At 52.7% G+C, this 22240-nt stretch carries 20 protein-coding genes; 14 read left to right on the top strand and 6 right to left on the bottom strand.

Features of this window, described 5'->3' with window-relative positions; genetic code table 11:
- Positions 1-5: 5 nt before the first annotated feature.
- On the bottom strand, positions 6-1466 hold the full coding sequence (locus ACFOMG_RS12865; RefSeq protein WP_376867113.1) for a hypothetical protein: 1461 nt from the start codon (positions 1464-1466) through the stop codon (positions 6-8).
- A 229-nt stretch (positions 1467-1695) separates the two neighbouring features.
- Here ACFOMG_RS12865 and htpG point away from each other — a divergent pair, with 229 nt between their 5' ends.
- From htpG to ACFOMG_RS12845, 4 genes are all read left to right on the top strand, one after another.
- Entirely contained in the window at positions 1696-3597 is a 1902-nt protein-coding gene (gene htpG, locus ACFOMG_RS12860) for a molecular chaperone HtpG (RefSeq protein ID WP_376867112.1), read from the top strand.
- A gap of 159 nt (positions 3598-3756) precedes the next feature.
- A complete protein-coding gene (locus ACFOMG_RS12855) occupies positions 3757-4326 on the top strand; it encodes a YfaZ family outer membrane protein (RefSeq protein WP_376867110.1) in 570 nt (189 codons plus the stop codon).
- 32 nt (positions 4327-4358) lie between these two features.
- Complete coding sequence (locus tag ACFOMG_RS12850; protein WP_376867109.1) at positions 4359-4826, top strand: DUF6586 family protein; 468 nt, start codon at positions 4359-4361, stop codon at positions 4824-4826.
- A 148-nt stretch (positions 4827-4974) separates the two neighbouring features.
- The gene (locus tag ACFOMG_RS12845) at positions 4975-5226 is read left to right on the top strand and encodes a hypothetical protein (RefSeq protein ID WP_376867107.1); all 252 of its coding nucleotides are present in this window, start codon (positions 4975-4977) and stop codon (positions 5224-5226) included.
- 134 nt (positions 5227-5360) lie between these two features.
- Here the strand turns inward: ACFOMG_RS12845 and ACFOMG_RS12840 are convergent, their stop codons facing one another.
- Together ACFOMG_RS12840 and lexA are read right to left on the bottom strand one after the other, a co-directional pair.
- Positions 5361-5783 carry a SulA-like leucine-rich domain-containing protein gene (locus ACFOMG_RS12840; RefSeq protein WP_376867105.1) on the bottom strand — a complete coding sequence of 141 codons (423 nt, stop codon included), beginning with the start codon at positions 5781-5783 and terminating at the stop codon, positions 5361-5363.
- Positions 5784-5817: 34 nt separating this feature from the next.
- Positions 5818-6417 carry a transcriptional repressor LexA gene (gene lexA, locus ACFOMG_RS12835; protein WP_376867102.1) on the bottom strand — a complete coding sequence of 200 codons (600 nt, stop codon included), beginning with the start codon at positions 6415-6417 and terminating at the stop codon, positions 5818-5820.
- A 270-nt stretch (positions 6418-6687) separates the two neighbouring features.
- Between lexA and ACFOMG_RS12830 the strand changes: the two genes are divergently transcribed.
- The 4 genes from ACFOMG_RS12830 to ACFOMG_RS12815 all read left to right on the top strand — a co-directional run bounded on the left by ACFOMG_RS12830 (position 6688) and on the right by ACFOMG_RS12815 (position 9741).
- Positions 6688-7338 carry a TetR/AcrR family transcriptional regulator gene (locus tag ACFOMG_RS12830; protein ID WP_376867101.1) on the top strand — a complete coding sequence of 217 codons (651 nt, stop codon included), beginning with the start codon at positions 6688-6690 and terminating at the stop codon, positions 7336-7338.
- 110 nt (positions 7339-7448) lie between these two features.
- Positions 7449-7964 carry a L,D-transpeptidase family protein gene (locus tag ACFOMG_RS12825; protein ID WP_376867100.1) on the top strand — a complete coding sequence of 172 codons (516 nt, stop codon included), beginning with the start codon at positions 7449-7451 and terminating at the stop codon, positions 7962-7964.
- A complete protein-coding gene (gene nagZ, locus ACFOMG_RS12820) occupies positions 7949-8998 on the top strand; it encodes a beta-N-acetylhexosaminidase (RefSeq protein WP_376867098.1) in 1050 nt (349 codons plus the stop codon). Before ACFOMG_RS12825 ends, nagZ begins: the two co-directional genes overlap by 16 nt.
- Complete coding sequence (locus ACFOMG_RS12815) at positions 8998-9741, top strand: S-methyl-5'-thioinosine phosphorylase (RefSeq protein ID WP_376867096.1); 744 nt, start codon at positions 8998-9000, stop codon at positions 9739-9741. Before nagZ ends, ACFOMG_RS12815 begins: the two co-directional genes overlap by 1 nt.
- Before the next feature lie 7 nt (positions 9742-9748).
- Here the strand turns inward: ACFOMG_RS12815 and ACFOMG_RS12810 are convergent, their stop codons facing one another.
- A complete protein-coding gene (locus tag ACFOMG_RS12810; protein ID WP_376867094.1) occupies positions 9749-10645 on the bottom strand; it encodes a hypothetical protein in 897 nt (298 codons plus the stop codon).
- 207 nt (positions 10646-10852) lie between these two features.
- Here ACFOMG_RS12810 and ACFOMG_RS12805 point away from each other — a divergent pair, with 207 nt between their 5' ends.
- The 3 genes from ACFOMG_RS12805 (at position 10853) to ACFOMG_RS12795 (ending at position 15064) form a co-directional block, all read left to right on the top strand.
- Positions 10853-11866 (top strand): hypothetical protein, encoded by a 1014-nt coding sequence (locus tag ACFOMG_RS12805; protein ID WP_376867092.1) that lies wholly within the window; start codon positions 10853-10855, stop codon positions 11864-11866.
- Between the two features lie 3 nt (positions 11867-11869).
- Positions 11870-12874 carry a putative solute-binding protein gene (locus ACFOMG_RS12800; RefSeq protein ID WP_376867091.1) on the top strand — a complete coding sequence of 335 codons (1005 nt, stop codon included), beginning with the start codon at positions 11870-11872 and terminating at the stop codon, positions 12872-12874.
- Positions 12875-12943: 69 nt separating this feature from the next.
- Positions 12944-15064: a TRAP transporter large permease subunit gene (locus ACFOMG_RS12795; protein ID WP_376867089.1), complete on the top strand. Its 2121-nt coding sequence runs from the start codon at positions 12944-12946 to the stop codon at positions 15062-15064.
- Positions 15065-15132: 68 nt separating this feature from the next.
- Here ACFOMG_RS12795 and ccoG read toward each other — a convergent pair whose 3' ends face one another.
- Both ccoG and ACFOMG_RS12785 read right to left on the bottom strand, forming a co-directional pair.
- Complete coding sequence (gene ccoG, locus ACFOMG_RS12790) at positions 15133-16491, bottom strand: cytochrome c oxidase accessory protein CcoG (protein WP_376867088.1); 1359 nt, start codon at positions 16489-16491, stop codon at positions 15133-15135.
- A gap of 171 nt (positions 16492-16662) precedes the next feature.
- Positions 16663-18078 carry a sigma-54 interaction domain-containing protein gene (locus ACFOMG_RS12785; RefSeq protein ID WP_376867087.1) on the bottom strand — a complete coding sequence of 472 codons (1416 nt, stop codon included), beginning with the start codon at positions 18076-18078 and terminating at the stop codon, positions 16663-16665.
- A 133-nt stretch (positions 18079-18211) separates the two neighbouring features.
- Between ACFOMG_RS12785 and ACFOMG_RS12780 the strand changes: the two genes are divergently transcribed.
- The 3 genes from ACFOMG_RS12780 (at position 18212) to ACFOMG_RS12770 (ending at position 22229) form a co-directional block, all read left to right on the top strand.
- Positions 18212-19264: a DUF2333 family protein gene (locus ACFOMG_RS12780; RefSeq protein ID WP_376867085.1), complete on the top strand. Its 1053-nt coding sequence runs from the start codon at positions 18212-18214 to the stop codon at positions 19262-19264.
- Between the two features lie 297 nt (positions 19265-19561).
- On the top strand, positions 19562-20746 hold the full coding sequence (locus ACFOMG_RS12775; RefSeq protein ID WP_376867084.1) for a DUF6160 family protein: 1185 nt from the start codon (positions 19562-19564) through the stop codon (positions 20744-20746).
- Position 20747: 1 nt separating this feature from the next.
- Positions 20748-22229, top strand: a complete 1482-nt coding sequence (locus ACFOMG_RS12770) for a DUF6160 family protein (RefSeq protein ID WP_376867083.1) — start codon at positions 20748-20750, stop codon at positions 22227-22229.
- Positions 22230-22240 lie beyond the last annotated feature (11 nt).

The following is a 22240-nucleotide window of genomic DNA, read 5'->3' as shown; positions in this document are numbered from 1 at the left end:
GACGGTTATGCCTGGCGGTAGCGGGCTAATACGCCGATGGGTAATAACCACAGCCACCAGGCACCCCCTGAATTATTGTTATCACCCTTGTCCGGGTCAGGCTTGGGATCTGGATCTGAATCTGGATCCAGAGTCGGGTAGCGCTTCCCCATTAGTAATAATTGCGGTGTTTGGCTGTTGTTATTGAAATGCCATAAGCGTTGACCCTCATGGTTAGTCGGCTGGTCAAACCCGGTGAAAATCAGCCCATTGCAGTTGTTGGTTTCGGAAGCGCAATAGATATCACTAGCGCGGACATCGTTACTGCCGGCATTCGGGTTGTTGGCGATGCGCTGGGTGGTATTGCTCAGGTCGCTGGCCCAGAATACCGATGCCATCGCTGCACTTTTATAATGACTGTCCGAGCTGACGACGCCGCCAGCGGCTACTGTATCGGGGATATGTAATAAGCTGATGCCACGGCTAATGGTTACACCTCTGGTGCCGGATTCGCTGTAATCGTTGCCAACCATACCGGCCGCACTTCTTGCGGAGGTGACCTGGCCAACGACCAGAACGTCGCTCAGGCTATCCAGGTTAGCGGTACCCAGAATTCCGCCGATGCTGGCGCTGACATCAAAATGACTATTAGCAATAATTGACTGGTATTGTGAGTCATCACTCCAACCTGCAACCCCGCCCATCCAGCGCCAGCCCGGTTTGTCATTCAGGTCGGAATAATTGTGAAAGTGAGCGGTGACGGCAATGTCAGAAAATTCGCTGGCGGCCGCCTGACCAATCAGGCCGCCAGTGCGGTAATTGCTGAATAGTTCAGCCTCCAGTGCGACGTTACTCACACGAGAGCCATCCTCAAGAATGCCGATCAAACCACCTATTTGATCGGCACCACTACGAACCGTAACGTTTGCCCGGATGTTTTTAATGCGCGTTTGCCAGCCGTGCCCGATCAGAGCGCCGGAGTGCATGCCGCCAATGATTTCTGCACTCAGCGTCAGGTCGTGTATGTAAGCCATTTCGTTGTAGCTGAATAAACCGACAAAGCGCTGTTCCGGGTAGTTCATATAAAGGTGTTTGATCGCGAAGCCGTTACCGTGGAACTCGGCGCCAAATTTGGGACTGAACTGGCCAAATGGAGCAAAACCTTTGCCGTCGTTCCAGAAGCTGTCGCCGGGATCAAATTCGCCATTATTATTGCTGTCGAAGGACAGGTCCGCCGCCAGTTCGTAGCCATGACACTGAGGCTGGTTATCGTCACCGGGGGCACAACCGTCGTTGTTACCATATAACGTCGCCCCGGTAATCAGGCCGCTTTGCGGATCGGCTTCGTGGCGTATCTGATCCAGATCTTCAAGGGTGAAAATTTCAATCAGGCCATCGTTATCGATGTCGTAATCGATGCGGTTATCGGCCAGTACTGCACCACTGGTTAACAGGCTGGTGGCGATCAATAATTGCGTCCGTTTCATCACTGTATCGTTTTAGTTATTGCTAATAAGTGCAGCATAAAGCAATGGCCGGCAGTAAATAATAACTCTGGCTGGAACAATGCTGAGCCCTTTCGCAACAGTAATTGATTATCACTTATGGGTTATGTGAATTCAGCAGCACAACAACGCTTGAATTCTGTTGACTGGCCCCCAGATACAGAGTCATAACCCGTCTGCTTATTGTTTTAGCGATTGAGAGGAGAAAAGCATGACCGCAGCCAGTAAAGAGACACTGGGCTTTAAGACTGAAGTAAAACAGTTACTGCACCTGATGATTCACTCTTTGTATTCCAACAAAGAAATTTTCCTGCGTGAACTGGTTTCCAATGCCTCTGATGCCTGTGACAAGTTGCGCTTCGAAGCCCTGAAAAATGACGCTTTGTATGAAGGCAACGGTGATCTGGCGGTGCACATCGATTTTGATGCCGAAGCCAGAACGGTCACCATTGAAGACAATGGTATTGGTATGAACCGCGACGATGTGGTGAATCATCTGGGTACCATTGCCAAATCCGGTACCGCTGAGTTCCTCAGCCAGCTGAGTGGTGATCAGGCGAAAGATTCGCAGTTAATCGGCCAGTTTGGTGTTGGCTTTTATTCGGCCTTTATCGTTGCCGACAAAGTCACGGTAGAAACCCGCCGTGCCGGTGATGCCGCCGATAGCGCTACCCGTTGGGAGTCTGCCGGTGAGGGTGACTTCACACTGGAAAGTATCGACAAAGCGGAGCGTGGTACACGTATCACTCTGCATCTGAAAGACGGTGAAGAAGAGTTTGCTGATAACTTCCGTCTGCGGTCGCTGATTAAAAAATACTCTGATCATATCGCTGTGCCTGTGTACCTGCCGCAGGAAGTCGATGCAGAAGACGACGATGGCGACAAGAAAAAAGTACCGGAAGCGGTTAACGAAGCCAAAGCGCTGTGGACCTGCGCTAAGTCAGAACTGAGCGACGACGACTACAAAGAATTCTACAAACATGTATCGCATGACTGGAATGAGCCGCTGACCTGGATGCATAACCGGGTAGAAGGCAAGCTGGATTACACCAGCCTGTTATACATTCCGTCGAAAGCGCCGTTTGATATGTGGAATCGTGAAGCAACCCGCGGTCTGAAGCTGTATGTGCAGCGTGTCTTTATTATGGACGACGCCGAACAGTTCCTGCCGATGTACCTGCGCTTTGTTAAAGGTGTGCTGGATTCCAACGACCTGTCGCTGAACGTCTCGCGTGAAATCCTGCAGCAGGATAAGCAGGTGGATTCCATGCGCAGTGCGCTGATTAAGCGGGTATTGGATACCTTAACCAAAATGGCGAAAAATGAACCGGAACAATACCAGAACTTCTGGAATGAGTTCGGTGAAGTCGTGAAAGAAGGTCCGGCAGAAGACTTTGCCAATAAAGAAAAAATCGCCAAGCTGTTCCGTTTTGCAACGACTCAGAGTGACGGTGAAACCCAGAGTGTTGCGCTGGAAGATTACCTTGCCCGTATGCGTGAAGGGCAGAAGAAGATTTATTACATTACCGGTGATAATCACGCCGCTGCGTCCAGCAGCCCGCACCTGGAGTACTTCAAAAACAAAGGTATTGAAGTACTGCTGCTGACCGATCGTGTGGACGAGTGGATGGTCAGCCATCTGAACGAATTTGATGGCAAGGTCTTCCAGGACGTCACCAAAGGCGAACTGGATCTGGATGAGCTGGCAGACGAAACGGAAAAGTCGCAGCAAAAAGAGCTGGAAGAAAGCCATAAAGATCTGGTTGAACGACTGCAAAAGGTACTGGAAGGTCAGGTGAAAGAGGTGCGGGTAACCTCACGCTTAACCGATTCTCCGGCGTGTCTGGTGGTGGGTCAGTACGATATGGGTGGCCATATGCGTCGTCTGATGGAAGCGGCTGGCCAGCAAATGCCGGAGGCGGAAGTATCGCTGGAAGTGAATCCGGGTCATCCGTTGATTGCCCGTCTGGATCAGGAACAGGATGAAGATCGTTTCTCTGAACTGGCACAGGTGATTCACGCGCAGGCGCAGCTGGCGGAAGGCAGTCAGCTGAAGCAACCGGCGGAATACGTTGCCAAGCTGAATAAGCTGCTGCTGGAGTTAATGAAGTAACAGCGATAACCAATCGCTGAACAGATCGTTTTACTCTTCTTTGAACAGCAGTGCGGCGCATGTGGTTTCACCCCATGCGCCGCACTGCTATCATGCCCGACAATTCTGTCTTTTATACTAATTGTGCTCGATTACTGAGTCATACTCTGAGGAATTTTTATGTCTCAGCTGAAACAAGCTCTGATGACATCTCTGCTGGTCATCTCCGCTGGTGCACAGGCCGGTGGCTCTCTGGATGTCAGCCTGGCTGACGAAATGGTACGTGCTTCGTACGACGCCACCAAAGTCGGTTCCGGGATGCATGTCAGTATGGATGTCCTGCACCATACCGATGACGGCGAAATTGCCTCGCTGGGAGTGCATGTCGTTGATGTGCGTAACCAGGATACCAACCTGTATATTGGTGTGGGTGGTAAAATTTATGGTTTTGCCAGTCGTGGTGCTGAAGATCACAGTGGTGGTGGTATTGGTCTGGGGGGCTTTTTCCGTTACCGCATTCCCCAGGCACCGGATGTCAGTGTGGCCGGTTACGCCTATTACGCACCACCTGTGGTATCGGTGGCGGATGCGGAAAACCTGTTTGACAGCGATTTACGCCTGCAATACAGCCTGATTCCGACCGCCCGTGTTTACGCCGGCTATCGTTATACCAGCATCAAACTGGAAGATATCAGTGACCGGCTGGAGCTGGGTGATGGCTTTCATGTGGGTCTGAAAGTCGACTTCTGAAAAGTCGGCACTTTTATTTGCGGGAGCGTCTGATGGCCAGCTGGTTAAGTTTTACCAATCATAAGTTGTATCAGTGTCGTTTGTTGTTACAGCAAGCCGACACGACCACACAGCCCCTGGCGCTGCATGAAGCGCTGCAGGACAGCGCTTTATATGCTCTGCGTGATGCCTATCTCTCTTATCTGCATGAACTGGCTGAGCTGGCGACCTACCGTCAGCCGGTTTCCGGTCTGGCGCAGTTATTAGCTGATACACCTTTGATTACCGGCGAAATGAAAGAGCTGGAATATCTGGAAAACGACAGCTTCTCCTGGCTGAAGGCCATGCTGAATGCGGCTGAAGCGGTGGGCCAGGCGGATAGCAAAAGCCATTCTCAGCCTCAGGCGGTGCGTCCGGGAATGATTCAGTTGCATCAGGAAAATCAGCCGGATATTTCTGCCTGGCTAGGCCAGTTAACGCAACTGATTGATCTGCAACGGGAAAACCGTCAGGAGAGCTGACGCTATCGCGATTCCTGCACTTTGCTGGCATTTCTGAGCGTCAGTAAGTCATTCAACTTCTGAAAAAATAATGCGCAACCGGGTGAATTCAACCCCATAATGAAACAGCGCTGTGGTACACTCCCGCGCCCGGAAACGAGAGGCGGATATGGCACGCTTTTTTGAAATTGTAGAGTTATCGAATGGTGATATCGCGTTACGTCGTGCAGATGAGCAGGATGGCGATGCACTGGTGAGTATTCATTTTTCTGATGATGCAAAGGCCAGTTTACAGGCGCATCATATGGACATCGCCCGGGTGATGCTGGAGGCCGGTGTACGTAAAGTGGGGGAGTTGTCCGGCATGGAAGTGGAGCGTGATGATTTTGAACAACCGGAATATCACAATCAGCTGCACTGATTGCTGATTACCGCAACCCGTCAAAAAAAAGCCTTGCAAGACTGCAAGGCTTTTTTCGTTTCTGCATCAGGCATGAGGCAGTTGTTGTATTTCCAGCGCGCCAACGGGCTGGCTGAAAATGTACGTCGTTGCGATTAACGACGCTGAATCAGAATGACCTGGCTGCCACTGCGCCAGGCTTGCTGCTGGATACATTCCCGCTGGTTGTCGTGCAGTGTCCCTTGCCATTCAATGATGATATGACTGTTTGCAGCAGCCAGTACTTTTTCTACCAGTACCATTTGTGTATCGGCACAGACATCCAGGTGAATAACGGCTGAGTTTTCCAGTCCCAGGCTTTCGAGATAACGTTTGTTCATGGGCATGGATGGGCTCATCCACATCAGCCAGCGTTGTTGTGCTGAACATTGTGCTAATAACGGCAGCAGCTGCATGGGTTGTACGGCACTGCCTTCACTGAGAATCAGCTCGGTCAGGCTGCCACGGGAGATAGCCGGTCGCTGCTGACTACTGAGTGACAAGCCGGTTGGTTCAACTTCGAGAGTTAACTGACGCATATTTCCCCCTGAACGTTTGATTATCCCTGGCGTTTTAGTTGCGGCGCACGACGCCGACGTACAGCCCTTCAATGGCGAAATCGGCTTCTTTTAAGTCAACTTCGATTGGCTGGTAGTCTTTGTTTTCCGGATGCAGCAGCACTTTACTGCGCTTTTTCTCATAACGTTTAACGGTGACTTCATCACCCACCCGGGCGACGACAATTTCACCGTTGCGGGCGGTATCCATACGATGAACGGCAATGTAGTCGCCGTTAAGGATGCCGACCTCCATCATAGAGTCACCGTGTACCTCAAGCAGGTAATCGGCTTCAGGTTTAAAGAAGCTGGGCGGGATTTCGCAATAATCATCGATGTGTTCCTGTGCCAGGATAGGCTCCCCGGCAGCAACCCGGCCAACGATTGGCAGACCCGGGTTGTGTTCTTCTACGACCCGGATACCACGTGAGGCGCCAGCCATCATCTCAATGGCGCCTTTACGTGCCAGTGCCTTGAGATGTTCTTCAGCGGCATTGGGTGAGCGAAAACCCAGTTCGTTGGCAATTTCCGCGCGGGTAGGCGGAAAGCCGGTGTCTTCCAGTGATGACTTAATAAAGTCGAGAACCTGCTGTTGACGCGCGGTCAGCTTGATCATGATATTTATCCAAACTGGTGATCCATACAGTGACTGTAAATGTATACAGTATTTTTGCTGCTGTAAACCCCCCTGCGAATTTTGCCGCAGGCCACTGTACGACCTTTTCACGACCTAGTTCTACGGTTAGCGGGAGGGCAGGAATACTGCAATGTCGGCCAGGAGTACCGGGGAAAGCCGCCGGGGCTTGCGTTCAGAATGTTTTAAACGTATGTTTGAAACAGTTGTTTTTATGACGGTAATTCATGAGTTTCGGGGAGTCCGGCCGGCATGGCGAATAAAGATACGGCTAAGGCAATTCTCAATGCAGCGGAAGAGTTGTTTTCGGAGAAAGGGTTTGCTGAGACTTCTCTGCGCAATATTACCACTAAGGCCGGGGTCAATCTGGCGGCGGTGAATTATCACTTTGGTTCCAAAAAGGAACTGATCCAGGCGGTGTTTGCCCGTTTCCTGAACAGTTTTTGCCAGCGTCTGGATCAGCAAGTGGATGCCTATCAGCAGCAACGTGGCAGTGCACAGCCGGATCTGAATGCGGTATTGATGATGTTGCCGGCTACTGCGCTTGAAGATGATAAAGGTGTGCAGGACGAACTCAGTCAGCGCCGTTTAGGTATCTTTATGCGGTTATTGGGCCTGGCTTATACCCAGGGGCAGGGCCATGTGCGTAAGTTTCTGAAGCAGGAATACGGTACTGTCTTTAATCGTTATATGGCGTTAGTGACCGCAGCGTCGCCACAGCTGAGCAATGAAGAACGCTTCTGGCGTATTCATTTTATGCTGGGAGCCACGGTGTTTACCTTGTCAGGGGCCGACTCGCTGATGGCGATGGCGCAGCATGAGTTTGGTTTAACCACAGATATCAGCCAGGTATTTGATAAGCTGATTCCGTTCCTGGGAGCCGGACTGCAGGCACCGGGCTGAAGTACGTGCTCTGAGTGTCCTGAGGCGACAAAAAGCCGTTTCGGAGGTCGCTTAATTCTGCGCTTCTGATAAGCTGCGCTGTTATATTTCAGTCGTATTTGGCACATTTCATGACGGACAATCTGATCGAAGTTTCTGTTGCTGATCAGGCATTAAGGATTTCTGCGGCAGGTATCTGCCATCTCTATTCAGTTTCTACCGCCGCGGCCGGTGTTGGTGAGCAGTCTGGCTCTGGCCAGACGCCGCGTGGCTGGCATCGTATTGTGGCCCGGATTGGTGCTGGCCAGCCGGAGAATACGGTGTTTGTTGGTCGTCGTGCCAGTGGTGAAATTTATTCCCCTCAGTTGGCGTTGCAGTACCCCCGGCGGGACTGGATTCTGACCCGTATCCTCTGGTTACAGGGGCTGGAAGTCGGCCGTAACCGCATGGGTTCTGTTGATAGTATGCGGCGTTATATTTATATCCATGGCACCCCCGATTCTGAACCGATGGGGCAGCCGCTCTCCCATGGCTGTATCCGTATGCGTAACCGTGACCTGCTGGAGTTGTTTGAACTGGTTAACAGCGACACACAGGTCTGGATTCAGGCGCACAGTTTTTCGAGAATTCCATGCAAAAATCTGTAACAACCAACTTCACCCGTCAGCTGGGGGTGATTGCCGATCTTGATGGTCTGCAGCTGAGCGCCGCTGATCGTGACTTTTTGCAACAGCCCGAAATAGCCGGGCTGATCTTATTTACCCGTAACTATCAGTCGCCACAACAACTGCAGCAGCTGACTGCGGAAATAACGGCGCTGCGTCCGGAATTACTGATCTGTGTTGATCAGGAGGGCGGCCGGGTACAGCGCTTCCGTGATGGTTTCAGCCGCTTGCCGGCGATGCTGACGCTGGAGCCGGTCTGGCGCCAGCAGCAACAACAGGCGCTGGAGCTGGCGCGTGAGCTGGGCTGGCTGATGGCGCAGGAACTGCTCGATTGTGGCGTGCATCTGAGTTTTGCGCCGGTGCTGGATATCGAACGGGACTGCTCCCGGGTGATTGGTGATCGGGCGTTTGCTCATGATGCTGACGGGGTGATTGCGCTGGCGTCCGCCTTTGTTGCAGGGATGCAGTCGCTGGGTATGTGTGCTGTTGGTAAACATTTCCCCGGTCATGGTGCGGTGGTGGCTGATTCTCATCTGGAATTACCTACGGATGAACGGCCGCTGACTGAGCTGGAGTATGATATCCGACCGTTCCGTGAGCTGATCCGACGCGGTCAGTTACAGGGCATTATGCCTGCTCATGTGGTGTATCCGGCACTGGATGCCAATCATACCGCGGGGTTTTCGTTTGCCTGGTTGCAGCAGAAGCTGCGCCATGAGCTGGGCTTTCAGGGGGTGATCTTCAGTGACGATCTGTCGATGGCGGGTGCCGCCGCTGCGGGTGACTACCGCCAGCGCAGTCGCCAGGCCATTGCTGCCGGTTGTAATGCCTTATTAGCTTGTAACGATCGTTGTGCGGCACAGCAGGTGGTCGACACCGTTGCCGAAGCACGCCGGCAACAACCGGATTTACAACCCCTTAACCTGAGTAGCCTGATTCCGCCGCGGCCAGCGACTGCCAGTCCGCAACGCCGGCGTCAGCTGCAGCAGCAGATTCATTTACTGACGAACATATGATGACAGAGAAAATAGCCATTATTGGTGGTACCGGGCTGACGCAACTGAGTGGTCCTGACATCCGGCAACAAGGCGTTATTGCCACGCCGCTGGGAGAAACTTCTGGCCAGGTGTGTGAAGGCACCTGGCAGGGGCAGGAAATTGTATTTCTGGCTCGTCATGGCCACCCACATTCGCTGCCACCGCATCACATTAATTACCGCGCGAACCTTCTGGCGCTGCAACAGCTGGGGGTTAGTGCCATTATTGCGGTTAATGCGGTGGGGGGTATTCATGCCGATATGGGGTCAGGCAGAATCGTGATCCCGGATCAGCTGGTGGACTACACCTGGGGGCGTGAAAGCACCTTCTTTGATGGCAAGTTTAAAGCGCTGGACCACATTGATTTCAGCCATCCTTATGATGCGGCATTGCGTACCCGGCTGCTGGCGGCGGCCAATCAGTGTGAATTATCGGTGTGCGACTTTGGCGTGTATGGTGCTACTCAAGGGCCACGATTGGAAACCGTCGCAGAAATCCGCCGGCTGGAAAACGACGGTTGTGATCTGGTGGGTATGACTGGCATGCCGGAAGCTGTGCTGGCGCGGGAGCTGGCTATACCGTACGCCAGTGTGTGTCTGGTGGTGAATCCGGCGGCGGGGAAAAGCGATGGTGAAATAACCATGGACGAAATCCGCGCCGTACTCGCCGGTGGTATGGAGCAGGTGCGTCAGTTGCTGGCGGCCACCCTGAGCCGCTGGTAAGGCGGCGTCAGCGCATACGTTGTAAAAACTGGGCGATATCCGGCAGAATCTGCAGGTAAACGCCCAGTCGGCTGGCGGCTAATAGGCCGTCTTTTTTTAGCAGCTGTTGCTCGGCGTCGGCCACGGTTTGTTGCAACAACCGTCGGGCGCGAAAACGGTTCATACCCCATTCCAGTCCGGGAGCCAGGAGTGGTGAGATCAACAATGCGGCGACCACCCCGGCACTGGCGCCAGCCAGGGTCACCCAGCCGGGGACTCCCATCCAGCCAGCCCATAATGCCGCCAGCCAGCCCTGCTGGCTCAGATATGCCGAGGTAGCCAGGGTACCACCGACGCTGGCGGCGCTGGATAACACCGCTTTGTCACCCAGCGCGCGGCCGGTAATCATTAGCGTGAAGGCTAATAAGCCTTCGCGCAGCCCTTCGTGGGTCAGGTGCAGACGATTCAGCTGATGGTCAACATAGCGCTCGAATTCCAGCCGTTGCTGCTGGCTGAGTTCTGCCTGGCCAGTCAGTTGTTGTTGGTAACTCTCAATGGCCTGATTGACCTGGTTTTCTATTTTTTGTTCCAGGCCCGGCAGGTCGAGCAGTTCGTCATTGATAATACGGCGCAGCTCCTGCTGCTTACCGCTTTGTCGAAGGGGGTTGTCGCTGTTGTCCTGGCGTAACAGGCGACGGCCGCTGTTGAGTAAGGAGCGGGGGAGTGCTAATAAGTCAGCCGGAATATCACGTTTGTGGCGCCAGTGACGGGAAAACACCGCTGTGGGGCTGGCAAAATAGCGCTGGTAAACCGGCTCGATGGCTTGTTCGGCCTCACGGAAATGCTGCTGAATCAGGCTTGTCAGGTCTGTCTGCGGGTCATCTGAAGCTTGTGGTTGTGGGCGTTCCGGGTACTGCTTTGGCACGTAATCACCTTTTTATCCGGCGGTTTTGGTCCTAGTCTCGTGGCCCTGATTGACCTTATTGCCAACCATTACAGGCAACAGAGTCAACCAGCCAGCGGCGACTCAGGGTACAATTTACCGCTAAAGGCCAGTGCTTGCACGGCTGGCCGGGAATGAACTGATTCCCGACAGAATAACAACAAATACATCTCAAAATCTGGGGGCTCCATGTCGATTCTGACACGCATAGCGCTACTGTCTGTGGCACTGATTTCCATGTCTGGCTGCAGCATGATCTACAAAACCACTGGTTGGTTTGCTTACGATTTCACCGAAGATTACGCCATTCCTTACACCATGAGAGGCGATGATGTGGGTATGGCCTGCGCCATGACCGAAGGTATGACCGGTGCGTTATTGTCGTTTACGGAAGTGGCTTACACGCCGGATCGTCAGGCCGTTTCTATGTATATGATGGCGGGTGCCTGTGCCGAAGATCGCGCACAGCAGGAAGCACTGGCGTATCTGCGCGCGTTTAAGTCGCAGAACATCGCTGAAGCGAAAGATGCACGTATCCGCGAAAAGCGTGCTTTTGCTCTGGCTGCCAGTCGCCAGTACAACGCCTACCGTCATATGGTGGCGGAGTTTGGTGAACCCGGTCAGGAATGTCCGGATATGAGTGATGATGAAGAATTGTTCTGGGTGTTGGGGATTCTGGCCGGGGTACAGTCGGTGATGAATGATGTTCGCGCCCAGGGAGAAGTGGGGGTGCCGAAAGACATCGCCATGAAAGCGACCCGTGGTATTCAGTGTGTCGATAATCAGCGCTGGTGGGGTGTGCCTCAGGCGGTATCGTCTGCCGTGGGTATTATGTTGCCGGATGGCAGTGCCAAAGAGGGCAACAGCCCGTGGCAACAGATGCATGAAGCCAGCCGGATTGCCTCTGCATCGGGGGTGCGCCTGGCCCACGCCGTGGAAATCACCGTGGCCGATGGTTCCGGTAACCAGCAGCAATTACGCGATGCTATTCGCCGTCATGCGACGTCGCTGAAAAACACGCCGAGCAATCCGCGTTTTAAAATGATGGATATCATGGCGCATCGTCAGATCCTGGCGGTGTCTGACCGGTTATGGACGGAAGCAACCGGCTCCCGTACGCCGGTGGGTGGCTTAGGAACCTTCTGGGATGATGCTCCGAAAGCGGTGCCGTCGTTCGATATCGATGATCTGCTGGGGGAATAAGCCATGAAAGCGATGATGTTAACCCTCGGCCTGCTGGGGTTGCTGGGCAGTGTGGTGGTATCGGCCAAGCCACTGGAAAAACGTACCTTCTGTGTATTCGATCCGCTGGGAGCGAATGGCTCGCTGTTTAGTACCGCCAAAGACTACGCCACTAAGGCGCTGGAATGGGGGTATGACTTTCACCTGCGGCCTTACACGGATGAAAAAATCGCCACCGATGACTTTAAGGCGCATCAATGTGACGCTGTATTATTAACCGGCGCTCGGGCGCGACCGTTTAATAAATTTGCTTCTACGGTTGAAGCCATTGGTGCAATTCCATCGGAGTCGGTGATGCGCAATCTGGTGCATATGCTGGCCTCTCCGAAAGCCGCTAAATATATGGTGGAAGGCAATTATGAAGTAGCGGGCATTATGCCAGCCGGCCCCATTTATTTATTCCTGCGTGACCGCAGCGTGGATTCAGTTGAAGAAATGTCGGGTAAGCGGATTGCTACAATTGATTACGACGAGCCTTCTAAACGTCTGGTGCGTCATGTTGGCGGTTCTATTGTGCCGTCAAATTCGGCCAACTTTTCCGGTAAATTTAATAACGGCAGTGTTGACGTTGCTTACGCTCCGGCGCTGGCTTATAAGCCACTGGAACTTTACAAAGGTATGGGCGAAGACGGTGGTGTGATCCGTTTTAATCTGGCGTATCTGGATTTTCAGCTGGTGGTGCACAAAGATCGTTTCGACGATCAGTTTGGCAACCAGTCACGGAAAACCATCGCGGCGGCGTATGATAAAGTCGCTGAGTTTATTCAGCGTGATACCAAAGACATTCCTCAAAAATACTGGGTCGAGCTGGATCCGGCCGACGTTGAAAAATACAATCTGATGTTGCGTGATGTGCGTCTGGCACTGCGCGAAGAAGGGGTCTACCACCCGACCATGTTAACCATATTACGCAAGCTGCGTTGTCGGGAAAATCCGACTCACGCGGAATGTGTTGAAAAGCTGGAATAAGCGATCTTTTCGCTGCCAAAATAATAATTAAAGAGGCTGTGTTTACAGCCTCAACAGAGGGCTCACACTATGGAGCAGGCTATCCGTTTAGGCAATCGCAGTGCCTATGAATGGCTCGCCGCGTTACCGGCATTTCTGGTGCTGGTATTTGTTGTCATTCTTAATACCAGTCATGCGATTCATGCGCAGTTGTTGCAGGTAGGCGAAGGCACCTGGGATGGTTATTTTATGCTCAGGAGTGATCCGGTTGAACCGGCCTGTAACCTGAATATGAATATTGACGCCCGTTTAGCTCAGCTGGTTGCAGAGGCCAGCGCTGAAGCAGATGAGTGGGATTTATTCGATGCCGAGCCGGTTGATGAAGATGCCATGCGTCAGTCGCTGCTGGCCGCTCAACAACAATGTGAACAAAAGCACCAGCAATATCAGCAGACGCTGGAACGCATCACCCCAGGGGTGGAAGTTTTCCGCGCTATTGAATTGGGAGTTGCTCGTTTTGGTGAAATAGGACTCAGTGCTCAGCGTATTATGCTGGCGGTGCTGGTATTAATTTGTGGTTTAACGGCTGTGTTCCGTCGCCATCATATTGCCTTACGGCCGATGGAAACGGTGATGGATTACCGGGTCGCTGCCGGTGCTCAGTTAATTGCTTCTGCCATTCTGTTTTATTCGGTATTCAGCTTCCGCGACGTGGCCTACTCGGCCGGCGTCGAAGTCAGTACTCAGCACGGTATTCTTCATCACCTCTGGATTGTTGGTTTTGCGGTTATTTTATTACTGAGTCTGTATCAGTTTTTGTTTATTCCGAAAGACGCCAAGCCCGGCGGTAACTTTCTGAAGGCGCAGCTGGCGGTCCCTTTGTATGCCACTATGTGTATTATTTCCGGTGGGTATTTTATCGCCTCGGGCCACAGCGCTGGTATTGGTATTTATCTGAACCAGATGATGGAACTGTCACAGCTGTTCCTGAATGTCGGTTTGTACGTCTGGATTGGCATGTTGCTGAAGCGCACTCAGCTGGCGCAGGCGGTATTTAATTTATTCCGGCCGTTCCGTTTGCCGCCGGAAATATTATCCGTCGCGGTCGTGGCGCTGGCGGCGATTCCGACGGCTTACACCGGTGCTTCCGGTATTTTTGTGATCGCAGTCGGCGGCCTGATTTATGCCGAGTTACGTCGTGCCGGTGCCCGTCGTCAGCTGGCGCTGGCGGCTACCGCGATGTCCGGATCCCTGGGGGTGGTATTGCGTCCGTGTTTGCTGGTGGTGATTATCGCGGCACTGAATAACGAAGTGACGACCGACCAGTTATTCGGCTGGGGGGTAAAAGTCTTTTTGCTGACCACGGTATTGTTTGCCGCTATGGCGATGCTGACCAGTCAGAGTTCATTAAAAATAAAGCTGGATGATAATACCTGGCCGGAATTTAAGCAGGCGCTGTTACCGCTGCTTCCTTATGTGCTGATTATTGGTGCCACATTGCTGGCCTATGCCTGGTTGCTGGACGCTTATCTGGATGAATTTTCGGCGCCGATTATTCTGCCGGTGTTGTTACTGGTCATTCTGATTTACGAACGTGCGACGCAGGAAAAAGGCATTCTGGCACGTGAGAATATGAACGTCGATTATATCGAAGAGCGGGTGGAAAAAGGCTTCCATGATCTGGTGGAAGGCCGTGATTCGCTGGAAAAAACGGTGCGCGAAGCGACCACGGAAACCACCGGTCATATTGGTGCGTTATTGATGCTGATGGGGCTGTCGGTCAGTATTGGTGGTGTGGTTGAGCGTGCTGAATTGATGATGATGGTACCAACTACGTTTGAATCCATCTGGCTGGCGATGGCGTTGCTGGTGGCTATCCTGGTCGTCATTGGTATGGTGATGGACCCGTATGGTGCTGTTATTCTGGTCAGCGCTACGATCGCTTCGGTCGCGTATGACAGTGGCATTGATCCGGTGCACTTCTGGATGGTGACGCTGGTGGCCTTTGAGTTGGGCTATCTCAGCCCGCCAGTGGCATTGAACCACCTGTTAACCCGTCAGGTTGTGGGGGAGCAAGAGGTGGCGCTGGCGCGTCAGGAGGGTCACAACTTCTGGTATCGCAATGAAAAAATTCTGCTGCCACTGGTGACCATGGGGATTGCACTGATGGTTGTTGCTTTCCTGCCGTTGGCGATCGGTTACCGCGGATAATGATTATTTGATAGAGCAAACCCCGTTTTGTATTGGCAAAACGGGGTTTTTTAATGCCACTGAGCCGGTTAGTTGGCTGCTACGCTGGCGTAGGGGTTGGAGTAACTGACTTCCACTGACTGTTGCTGCTGATTGTATTTCAGCGTCAGATTGATTTTTCCGGAAGGGGTGGTCAGCTGGCGTTCAACGTTGATGGTTTGACCGGCGCGTGAGCCGGGGGCAATCTGCAGCCGTGCCAGGCGTTGTTCTCCATCCATAACATCCACCTGCAGCTCTTCAGTCGTGCGATTATGCAGATTTAATACGTAACGGTTGGTGATGGTGTCCTGAGGGGTCAGTTCATACAGGGAAAAGCGGTCGCGCTGTACGCTGACGGTCAGGTCTTCGCTGCTGAACACCGAGCTGATAGTTAACACCGCCACCAGTGTGGCTGCCATGCCATAACCCCATAATCGCCAGCGCTGAGCAAAGCTGAGTTGTTGCTCCGGTTCGTAGGTGATCAGGCCGCGGGCCTTGCCGAGTTTATCCATCACCTGGTCGCAGGCGTCGACACAGGCACCGCAATCGACACATGCGATTTGCAGGCCATCACGAATATCAATATTGGTTGGGCAAACCTGCACACACAAATTGCAATCGACGCAGTCGCCCTGGCTGTTTTTGGGATTGCCTTTGCCGCGAGGTTCACCGCGTTGTTCGTCGTAACGTACCGTGCGGGTGAAGGAATCAAACATCACTGACTGAAAGCGTGAATAAGGGCAGGCATCGGTGCAGAACTTCTCCCGCAGCCAACCGGCATTAATAAAGGTTAAGCCGCCAATGATGATCACCCAGGCCATAGCCATGGCTGAAATATCGCCTTGTAGCACGTCGGCTGCCCAGACTTTCAGCGGGTAAAAATAGGCCAGAGCGGTCACCGCGGTTGCCAGTGCTAATACCGCCCACACCAGGAATTTGGCCAGCCGGCGCAGTTGCTGGCTGCGTGATCCTTTGCCCTGGTCCAGCTTGCGGCGCTGATTGCGCGAACCTTCAATTTTCTCTTCCAGCCAGATAAACAGGAAGGTCCAGGTGGTTTGTGGACAGGCATAACCACACCAAAGGCGCCCGGCGTACATGGAGACAAAAAACAGGGCGAAGGCACTGCCGATTAATAACCCTGTGATCACTGTCAGATCTTCCGGCCACAATACCCAGCTCCAGAGGTGAAACTCTTTTTTCACCAGGTCGAAGTGGACGGCCGGATTGCCATCCCAGGTCAGCCAGGGAGTCAGAAAAAAGAACAATAACAGTGGCCAGGTGGATAACCGGCGCCAGTTGCGGAAGCGGCCGGAGACGGTTTTGACTCTGTGTGGGGTGATGTCGATCGCGGTGGCCTCGATTCGTCTGGCCTGCCAGTCGGTTTCGGCGGTGCGGTTTACTTCAGACATGGGGTCTCTCTCATGATTACAAACTCATCAGAGATGCCATGGCAACCGCCGTACCAGAATGACAAGCGGGCAACCATGGGCTTTTATTGACGGCTGATGGTGGAATATTTGATATATCGACGCGATATATCGTGTTATTCGATATATCGTGCTTTTATCCGGGTGTGGAGGTCAGAGCCCCAGCTTTTTAATGCGTGAGCGCAGGGTGGAGGGCGGCAGGCCTAACAGTTCGGCAGCACCGCTTTTACCGCCAATCACACCGTGGCAATAACTCAGTGCCTGGCGTATATGCTGGCGTTCAGCTTCTGCCAGCGGCAGAGGTTTCTGCTGGCGGGTTGGGGTAACGGTCGTATGGCTGAGAGGAGGGATGTGCAGTTGCTGATCACTGACAATCAGCGCATGTTCGATCACGTTGGCCAGTTCCCGGACATTGCCGGGCCAGTCGTATTGCATCAGGGTCTGCAGCGTTTCCGGTAATAACTCCGGTGGGCGTTTGCCCAGTTTGTGGCTGAGGCTGGCGATAAAATGACTGACCAGCAGGGGAATATCGGCTTTTCGTTCACGCAATGGTGGAATCGTTAGCGGGAATACCCGCAGGCGGAAATACAGATCGGCGCGGAACTCGCCGTTTTTAACCATGTGCTCCAGGTTGCGGTGAGTGGCGGCAATGACCCGTACGTCGATACGAATGGTCTGGCTGCTGCCGAGACGCTGAATTTCACCTTCCTGTAATACGCGCAGCAATTTAACCTGGGCGGCAGCCGACAGTTCGGCGACTTCATCAAGGAATAATGTGCTGCCGTCCGCTTGTTCAAAGCGGCCAATACGGCGCTGGTGGGCACTGGTAAAAGCGCCTCGCTCGTGGCCAAACAACTCGCTTTCCAGCAGGTTGTCGGCGATAGCACCACAGTTCACTTTTACCATGGCGCGCTGGGCTCGTGGACTGTGGCGGTGTAACGCTTCGGCGACCAGTTCTTTGCCGGTACCACTTTCACCCTGTACCAATACGCAGCTGGGGGTTGGCGCTACCTGCTGAATGGCAGTTTGTAAGGCCTGCATGGCGTCGCTCTGGCCAATCAGATGACGCTGGCCCTGCTGCTCGCTGAGGGCCTGTTTCAGCAGGTGATTTTCGTCCTGCAGTTGTTGCTTAAGCTGCTTGACCTGACTGAGCGCCGACTGCAGGGATTTCTGGTGCTCCAGGCGTTCACTGATGTCTTTAAATACCACGACGGCACCGGTAATTTCGCCGTTTTCGATGATGGCACTGCTGGAATATTCTACCGGGAAGAAACTGCCGTCTTTGCGCCAGAAAACTTCCTGGTCACTGTGGGCGGTTTTACCGCTTTGCAGGGTCAGATATATCGGACACTGGTGTTGTGGGTAGTGGCTGCCGTCGGCATAGCTGTGATGATGGAACGGGTGAATGCTTTTGCCACGGATTTCATCCTGGCTCCAGCCGGTCAGTCGCTCGGCGGCCTGATTGACAAATGTGGCGTGGCCTTCGGCGTTCAGGCCATAGACGCCTTCGGACATAGCCTCGAGAATACGCTGGTGGCGATGAGACAATTCACTGTGTGTCAGTTTCATGGGTAACTGCTTTTGCTGCCTGAGTTAACGATGCCGGTTGTGAAGTATATCAGTATCTCTTGTCCACCGGGGCCGGGCCGGGTAGGCTTGGCAATTGTTACCCTATTGGCTTGAAAAACAAAGGAAATACGTAATGAGTGGTCAGTTACGCGATCGTGTGCTGGATATCAAAGAACGGGCTCAGGACTGGTGGACTGATGGCGGTTTCGCCCGCGGCGGTCTGATGGCAGTGCTGGTGGTGTATTTGCTGGTGGCTCTGGTGCTGGGTTTCTTCTGGAGTGATGAGCCGGAGACGTTTGCTGTTAAAGAACATGCGGCGACCAAAGCGGAAAGTATGGGGGTGGATACAGTAACCGGTTTTACCACAACGGCGACCCTGATGAAGGTGACCGATACCTTATTGCATAAGCAAGGTGGTTATCTGAGTAATGATATTTTTCCTCCGGGTTTGTGGCTGGATAATATTCCTAACTGGGAGCATGGAGTGCTGGTGCAGGTGCGGGATTTCTCCCGGGCGTTGCGGAAAGACTTCAGTCGTTCTCAAAGCCAGTCGACCGAAGATAAAGACCTGGCGATTGCCGAGCCACAGCTGCATTTCGACAGTAACAGCTGGGCCGTGCCGTCGACGGAAGCCGAGTATGAGCGTGGCCTGAAAGCGCTGGGCAACTACCTGCAGCGCTTGTCTGATCCGAATACGCCGTCGGCCCAGTTTTATGCCCGCGCCGATAACCTGCGTCAGTGGTTGTTTGACGTTGAAACCCGGTTAGGCAGCTTGTCGCAGCGCCTCAGTGCCTCGGTGGGTAAACGGCGGTTAAATACCGATCTGGCCGGCGACTCGGCGGCAACACAATCGACACCGGCGGATTATGATCAGGAAGTGAAAACTCCCTGGACTCAGATTGATGACGTCTTCTATGAAGCCCGCGGAACGGCCTGGGCCTTATTGCATATTCTGAAGGCGATTGAGGTGGATTTCCGCGATATCCTGGAAAAGAAAAACGCTCTGGTGTCATTGCGCCAGATTATCCGGGAGCTGGAAGCGACTCAGGAAGAGTTGTGGTCGCCCGTGATACTGAATGGCAGTGGTTTTGGTTTGTTTGCTAATCACTCGCTGGTGATGGCGTCTTATATCTCCCGGGCCAATGCCGCCATTCTCGATCTGCGTGAGTTATTGTCGCAGGGTTGAATCCAGCCAGAGTGGTGCCGCTTCTGGCGGTAATAAACCTGATAAAAAGCGTCGTTTTCCGGCGCTTTTTTTATGCCCTGAATCTGGGCTGCCATTCTGGTTGCAGAGTAAAATTTACACTACGTTTAGTTTGGGGCTAACTTTTTGTTTTATAAGGGAAATTTTCAATAAAATGATTCTGAAAGCGGTACAATTGTTCTGTTTTTATCTGGTGCTTCGTCGCACTATCTGATAACTTGCACGACCATATCACCAATAGTCCGTTCACATAAAAACTATAAGAACAGGGAGAAGGGGATGGCACTTAAATGCTATCTGGGGCTGGCTGGCGTTCTGTTCCAGATCAGTACCGTACAGGCACTCGAAGCACTCGATGAAGCCGCCATGTCCAATGTGACGGGCCAGGCTCAGGGCATCCGCCTGACGTCGGAATACGACTCTTCAATCAAATCCATCAGCTACTACGATGACGACGGCCTGGGCGCCGACGGCAGTGGTGGTGTGATCAGCTTGTCACCGGTACGGGTGTATACCCCGACTAACCGCCCGTTAATTGTGGATGTGCAGGTGGGCGAAAAAGTGCGGGATAACGGAGAGACACGGACTGGATTGCTGTTTTACAACCGCGATTTGCCCATCAATATCGAAGTGGGTTCGATTGCCATTAATGGTAAGTCGATTGGTGGCTTTGGCCAGCAAAACTTTCAGATCAAAAACAATCTCAATGCCGACCCGTCGGATGATCAGGTCTATACCGTCGATTTATTTGCCGGTGGTGCTGTCGGCAATAATGGTATCACTCTGGATATCGATCTCCCCAGTTCGATGTCGTTCGATACCTACTATGAAGATGACGGAGTACGTCTTTCCAGTACAGTGGATTTTGGCAATCCGTTTGATGCCAGCGGCGGCGGCCTGAAAATGTCGGGTGTAACTTTTGATCTGGTGCCGGAAGGGCTGCAGATTGGTTTGCCGACCATTACCGGTGGCAATGTAAATGTCTATAACGCCAGTATTGGCGACGAAGTTCTTAACAGTGCCGCGTACCGTAATATTAATTTAAAAGGCGGCGCCTTATTGCTGAAAAACGCGGAGCAGGCCGGTGAATCCGGGCTGGAGATAGATCTGCGGGTTAATAAAGACAGTTCACTCGATTATGTGTACATCGCCGGCGAAGTCGATGAAAACTATCTTGCCGGTAATCCGGGGACCGAAATCTATGAAGGTTCCGCCACGATCTCATTTGAGGACGATCTGCTGGTGCAGGGAATGCGGATGAACGTCGACGGTGAGCGGGGCCTGGTGTTCGACTTCGACAACACGACGGCCACTGACGGCGTTCGTGCCCATCTGCAGGGGCGTAATATTCGTTTTGATCGGGCCGATCGCGCTGCCGCAGGGATTCATTCACCCAGTATCGGCACAATCGACGCGCGTCTGCACCTGACTAACAACACCTATCTGCAGGTACAGGGGCACTGATATGAAACAAACAACGTCATTGTTGCTGCTGGCTTCACTGAGCACACCTGCAATTGCTTTGCAGGCTATTGATGATAATGCTTTGGCCACGGTGTCCGGGCAGGCCGGTATTACGATTGAAACCTCTAACAGTGCTGCGGATGGTACTGTGCTGACGGTTGGAGAATTTGTCTTTACTGAACTGGATGAAGACGGATTAGGGGCGGAAACTTTCTCAATGGAAGATATTCGCCTGCAAATCGTCGACCTCGACGGTGCCGGTAATGTGTTAGGACCGGGTGGCTTTAAAACCACGATTGATGTTGCTGATACCGGTGAATTGAGCATTAAAACCACCGACCTGTCAGCACTGAACCTGAATATCGGTGACGTTCGTATCGGAACCCGTTCGGTTGGCAGTGTTGGGCTGAATAAATGGCGTTTTGCCCCGGGCAGTTTTCTCGAAGTTGCTGCTGTGCCAGGTGCCGATGGTGTTAAGCTGCGTAATCGTACCTATATGACGGACGGCAGCCGCATCGATTTTACCTACATCGAAGATGACCTGGCACTGGCGACTGATGTTGAGTTTAAACCCACTTCGGGTGGTTCGCCGTTTCAATCAGAATTCTTTATTTCAGCAGTTGACGGTGAACTGCGACTGGAAATGGGTACAACCGAAGGAACGCTGGAGTTGAATAATATTCGTTTGCTGGATGCGACGGATGGCAGTGACTTATTCGGTGGTGCTGACTACGGCGATATAGGCTTTGGTGATGTCAGTGTGAATGAAGCCTATTTTACACTGCAGGCAAACCCGGATGCTGAAGGACTGAAAGGACGTTTTGCTTCTGATCTGACCATTGGTACCGCTTTTTACCGCAGCAACGATAAGCGTATTAATCTCGGTAATGTACGTTTATCGACAGGTAAAGAAGCCGGTGGTGCACTAAAAGAGGTGGGTTATACCTTCGAGATTGTTGGTGGTACCGGCTTATATGGTAATGGCATCAGTGCATCATTTTTTGACGTTGATGACCTGTCTTTATTTATCGACAACATTACCTTCAGCGACGGTGACGGTACTAATGCCTCTGGCAGTCTGGGGTCTTACGGTATTGAACATTTTTCACTTAATGGCGGCTCAATGACAGCCCAGATTTGGGCATTGCCGGGTTCTGGCCGTCAGGGTATCCGTTCCGACCTGCAATTGTCTGATGGTGTCAGCTTCGACTTAACAATTTATGATGAAGAACCAACCGGGACGAATGATCCGAAATTAACGGCCAGTGTGGTGGTTAATGATTTTTCCCAGGAAGCCTATATCGATGTCACCAACAAGGGCCTGCAGGTCAGTGTTGCTGACATGGAGCTGAGTGCCAGTATGAATGCCCTGCGACTGGGTGATGGACAAACCTATCAGGGACAATCCGGTCGTTTAGTCATCGACAGTTTAACCGTTGAGCCAGGTGCGTATTTACGCGTTGAGCCAATCCAAATTCCATAAGAAAAAGCACT

The organism is Bacterioplanoides pacificum, from assembly GCF_042648445.1.
Lineage (GTDB): Bacteria > Pseudomonadota > Gammaproteobacteria > Pseudomonadales > Oceanobacteraceae > Bacterioplanoides > Bacterioplanoides pacificum.
This window is presented reverse-complemented; position numbering and strand designations above follow the sequence as displayed.

Coding starts and splice junctions, on each gene's coding strand:
- ACFOMG_RS12825 (WP_376867100.1), top strand. CDS start 7,449: ATGACGGACAATCTGATCGAAGTTTCTGTTGCTGATCAGGCATTAAGG.
- nagZ (WP_376867098.1), top strand. CDS start 7,949: ATGCAAAAATCTGTAACAACCAACTTCACCCGTCAGCTGGGGGTGATT.
- ACFOMG_RS12850 (WP_376867109.1), top strand. CDS start 4,359: ATGGCCAGCTGGTTAAGTTTTACCAATCATAAGTTGTATCAGTGTCGT.
- ACFOMG_RS12770 (WP_376867083.1), top strand. CDS start 20,748: ATGAAACAAACAACGTCATTGTTGCTGCTGGCTTCACTGAGCACACCT.
- ACFOMG_RS12780 (WP_376867085.1), top strand. CDS start 18,212: ATGAGTGGTCAGTTACGCGATCGTGTGCTGGATATCAAAGAACGGGCT.
- ACFOMG_RS12865 (WP_376867113.1), bottom strand. CDS start 1,466: ATGAAACGGACGCAATTATTGATCGCCACCAGCCTGTTAACCAGTGGT.
- ACFOMG_RS12795 (WP_376867089.1), top strand. CDS start 12,944: ATGGAGCAGGCTATCCGTTTAGGCAATCGCAGTGCCTATGAATGGCTC.
- lexA (WP_376867102.1), bottom strand. CDS start 6,417: ATGATCAAGCTGACCGCGCGTCAACAGCAGGTTCTCGACTTTATTAAG.
- ACFOMG_RS12815 (WP_376867096.1), top strand. CDS start 8,998: ATGACAGAGAAAATAGCCATTATTGGTGGTACCGGGCTGACGCAACTG.
- ACFOMG_RS12805 (WP_376867092.1), top strand. CDS start 10,853: ATGTCGATTCTGACACGCATAGCGCTACTGTCTGTGGCACTGATTTCC.
- ACFOMG_RS12785 (WP_376867087.1), bottom strand. CDS start 18,078: ATGAAACTGACACACAGTGAATTGTCTCATCGCCACCAGCGTATTCTC.
- ACFOMG_RS12845 (WP_376867107.1), top strand. CDS start 4,975: ATGGCACGCTTTTTTGAAATTGTAGAGTTATCGAATGGTGATATCGCG.
- ACFOMG_RS12830 (WP_376867101.1), top strand. CDS start 6,688: ATGGCGAATAAAGATACGGCTAAGGCAATTCTCAATGCAGCGGAAGAG.
- ccoG (WP_376867088.1), bottom strand. CDS start 16,491: ATGTCTGAAGTAAACCGCACCGCCGAAACCGACTGGCAGGCCAGACGA.
- htpG (WP_376867112.1), top strand. CDS start 1,696: ATGACCGCAGCCAGTAAAGAGACACTGGGCTTTAAGACTGAAGTAAAA.
- ACFOMG_RS12800 (WP_376867091.1), top strand. CDS start 11,870: ATGAAAGCGATGATGTTAACCCTCGGCCTGCTGGGGTTGCTGGGCAGT.
- ACFOMG_RS12855 (WP_376867110.1), top strand. CDS start 3,757: ATGTCTCAGCTGAAACAAGCTCTGATGACATCTCTGCTGGTCATCTCC.
- ACFOMG_RS12840 (WP_376867105.1), bottom strand. CDS start 5,783: ATGCGTCAGTTAACTCTCGAAGTTGAACCAACCGGCTTGTCACTCAGT.
- ACFOMG_RS12775 (WP_376867084.1), top strand. CDS start 19,562: ATGGCACTTAAATGCTATCTGGGGCTGGCTGGCGTTCTGTTCCAGATC.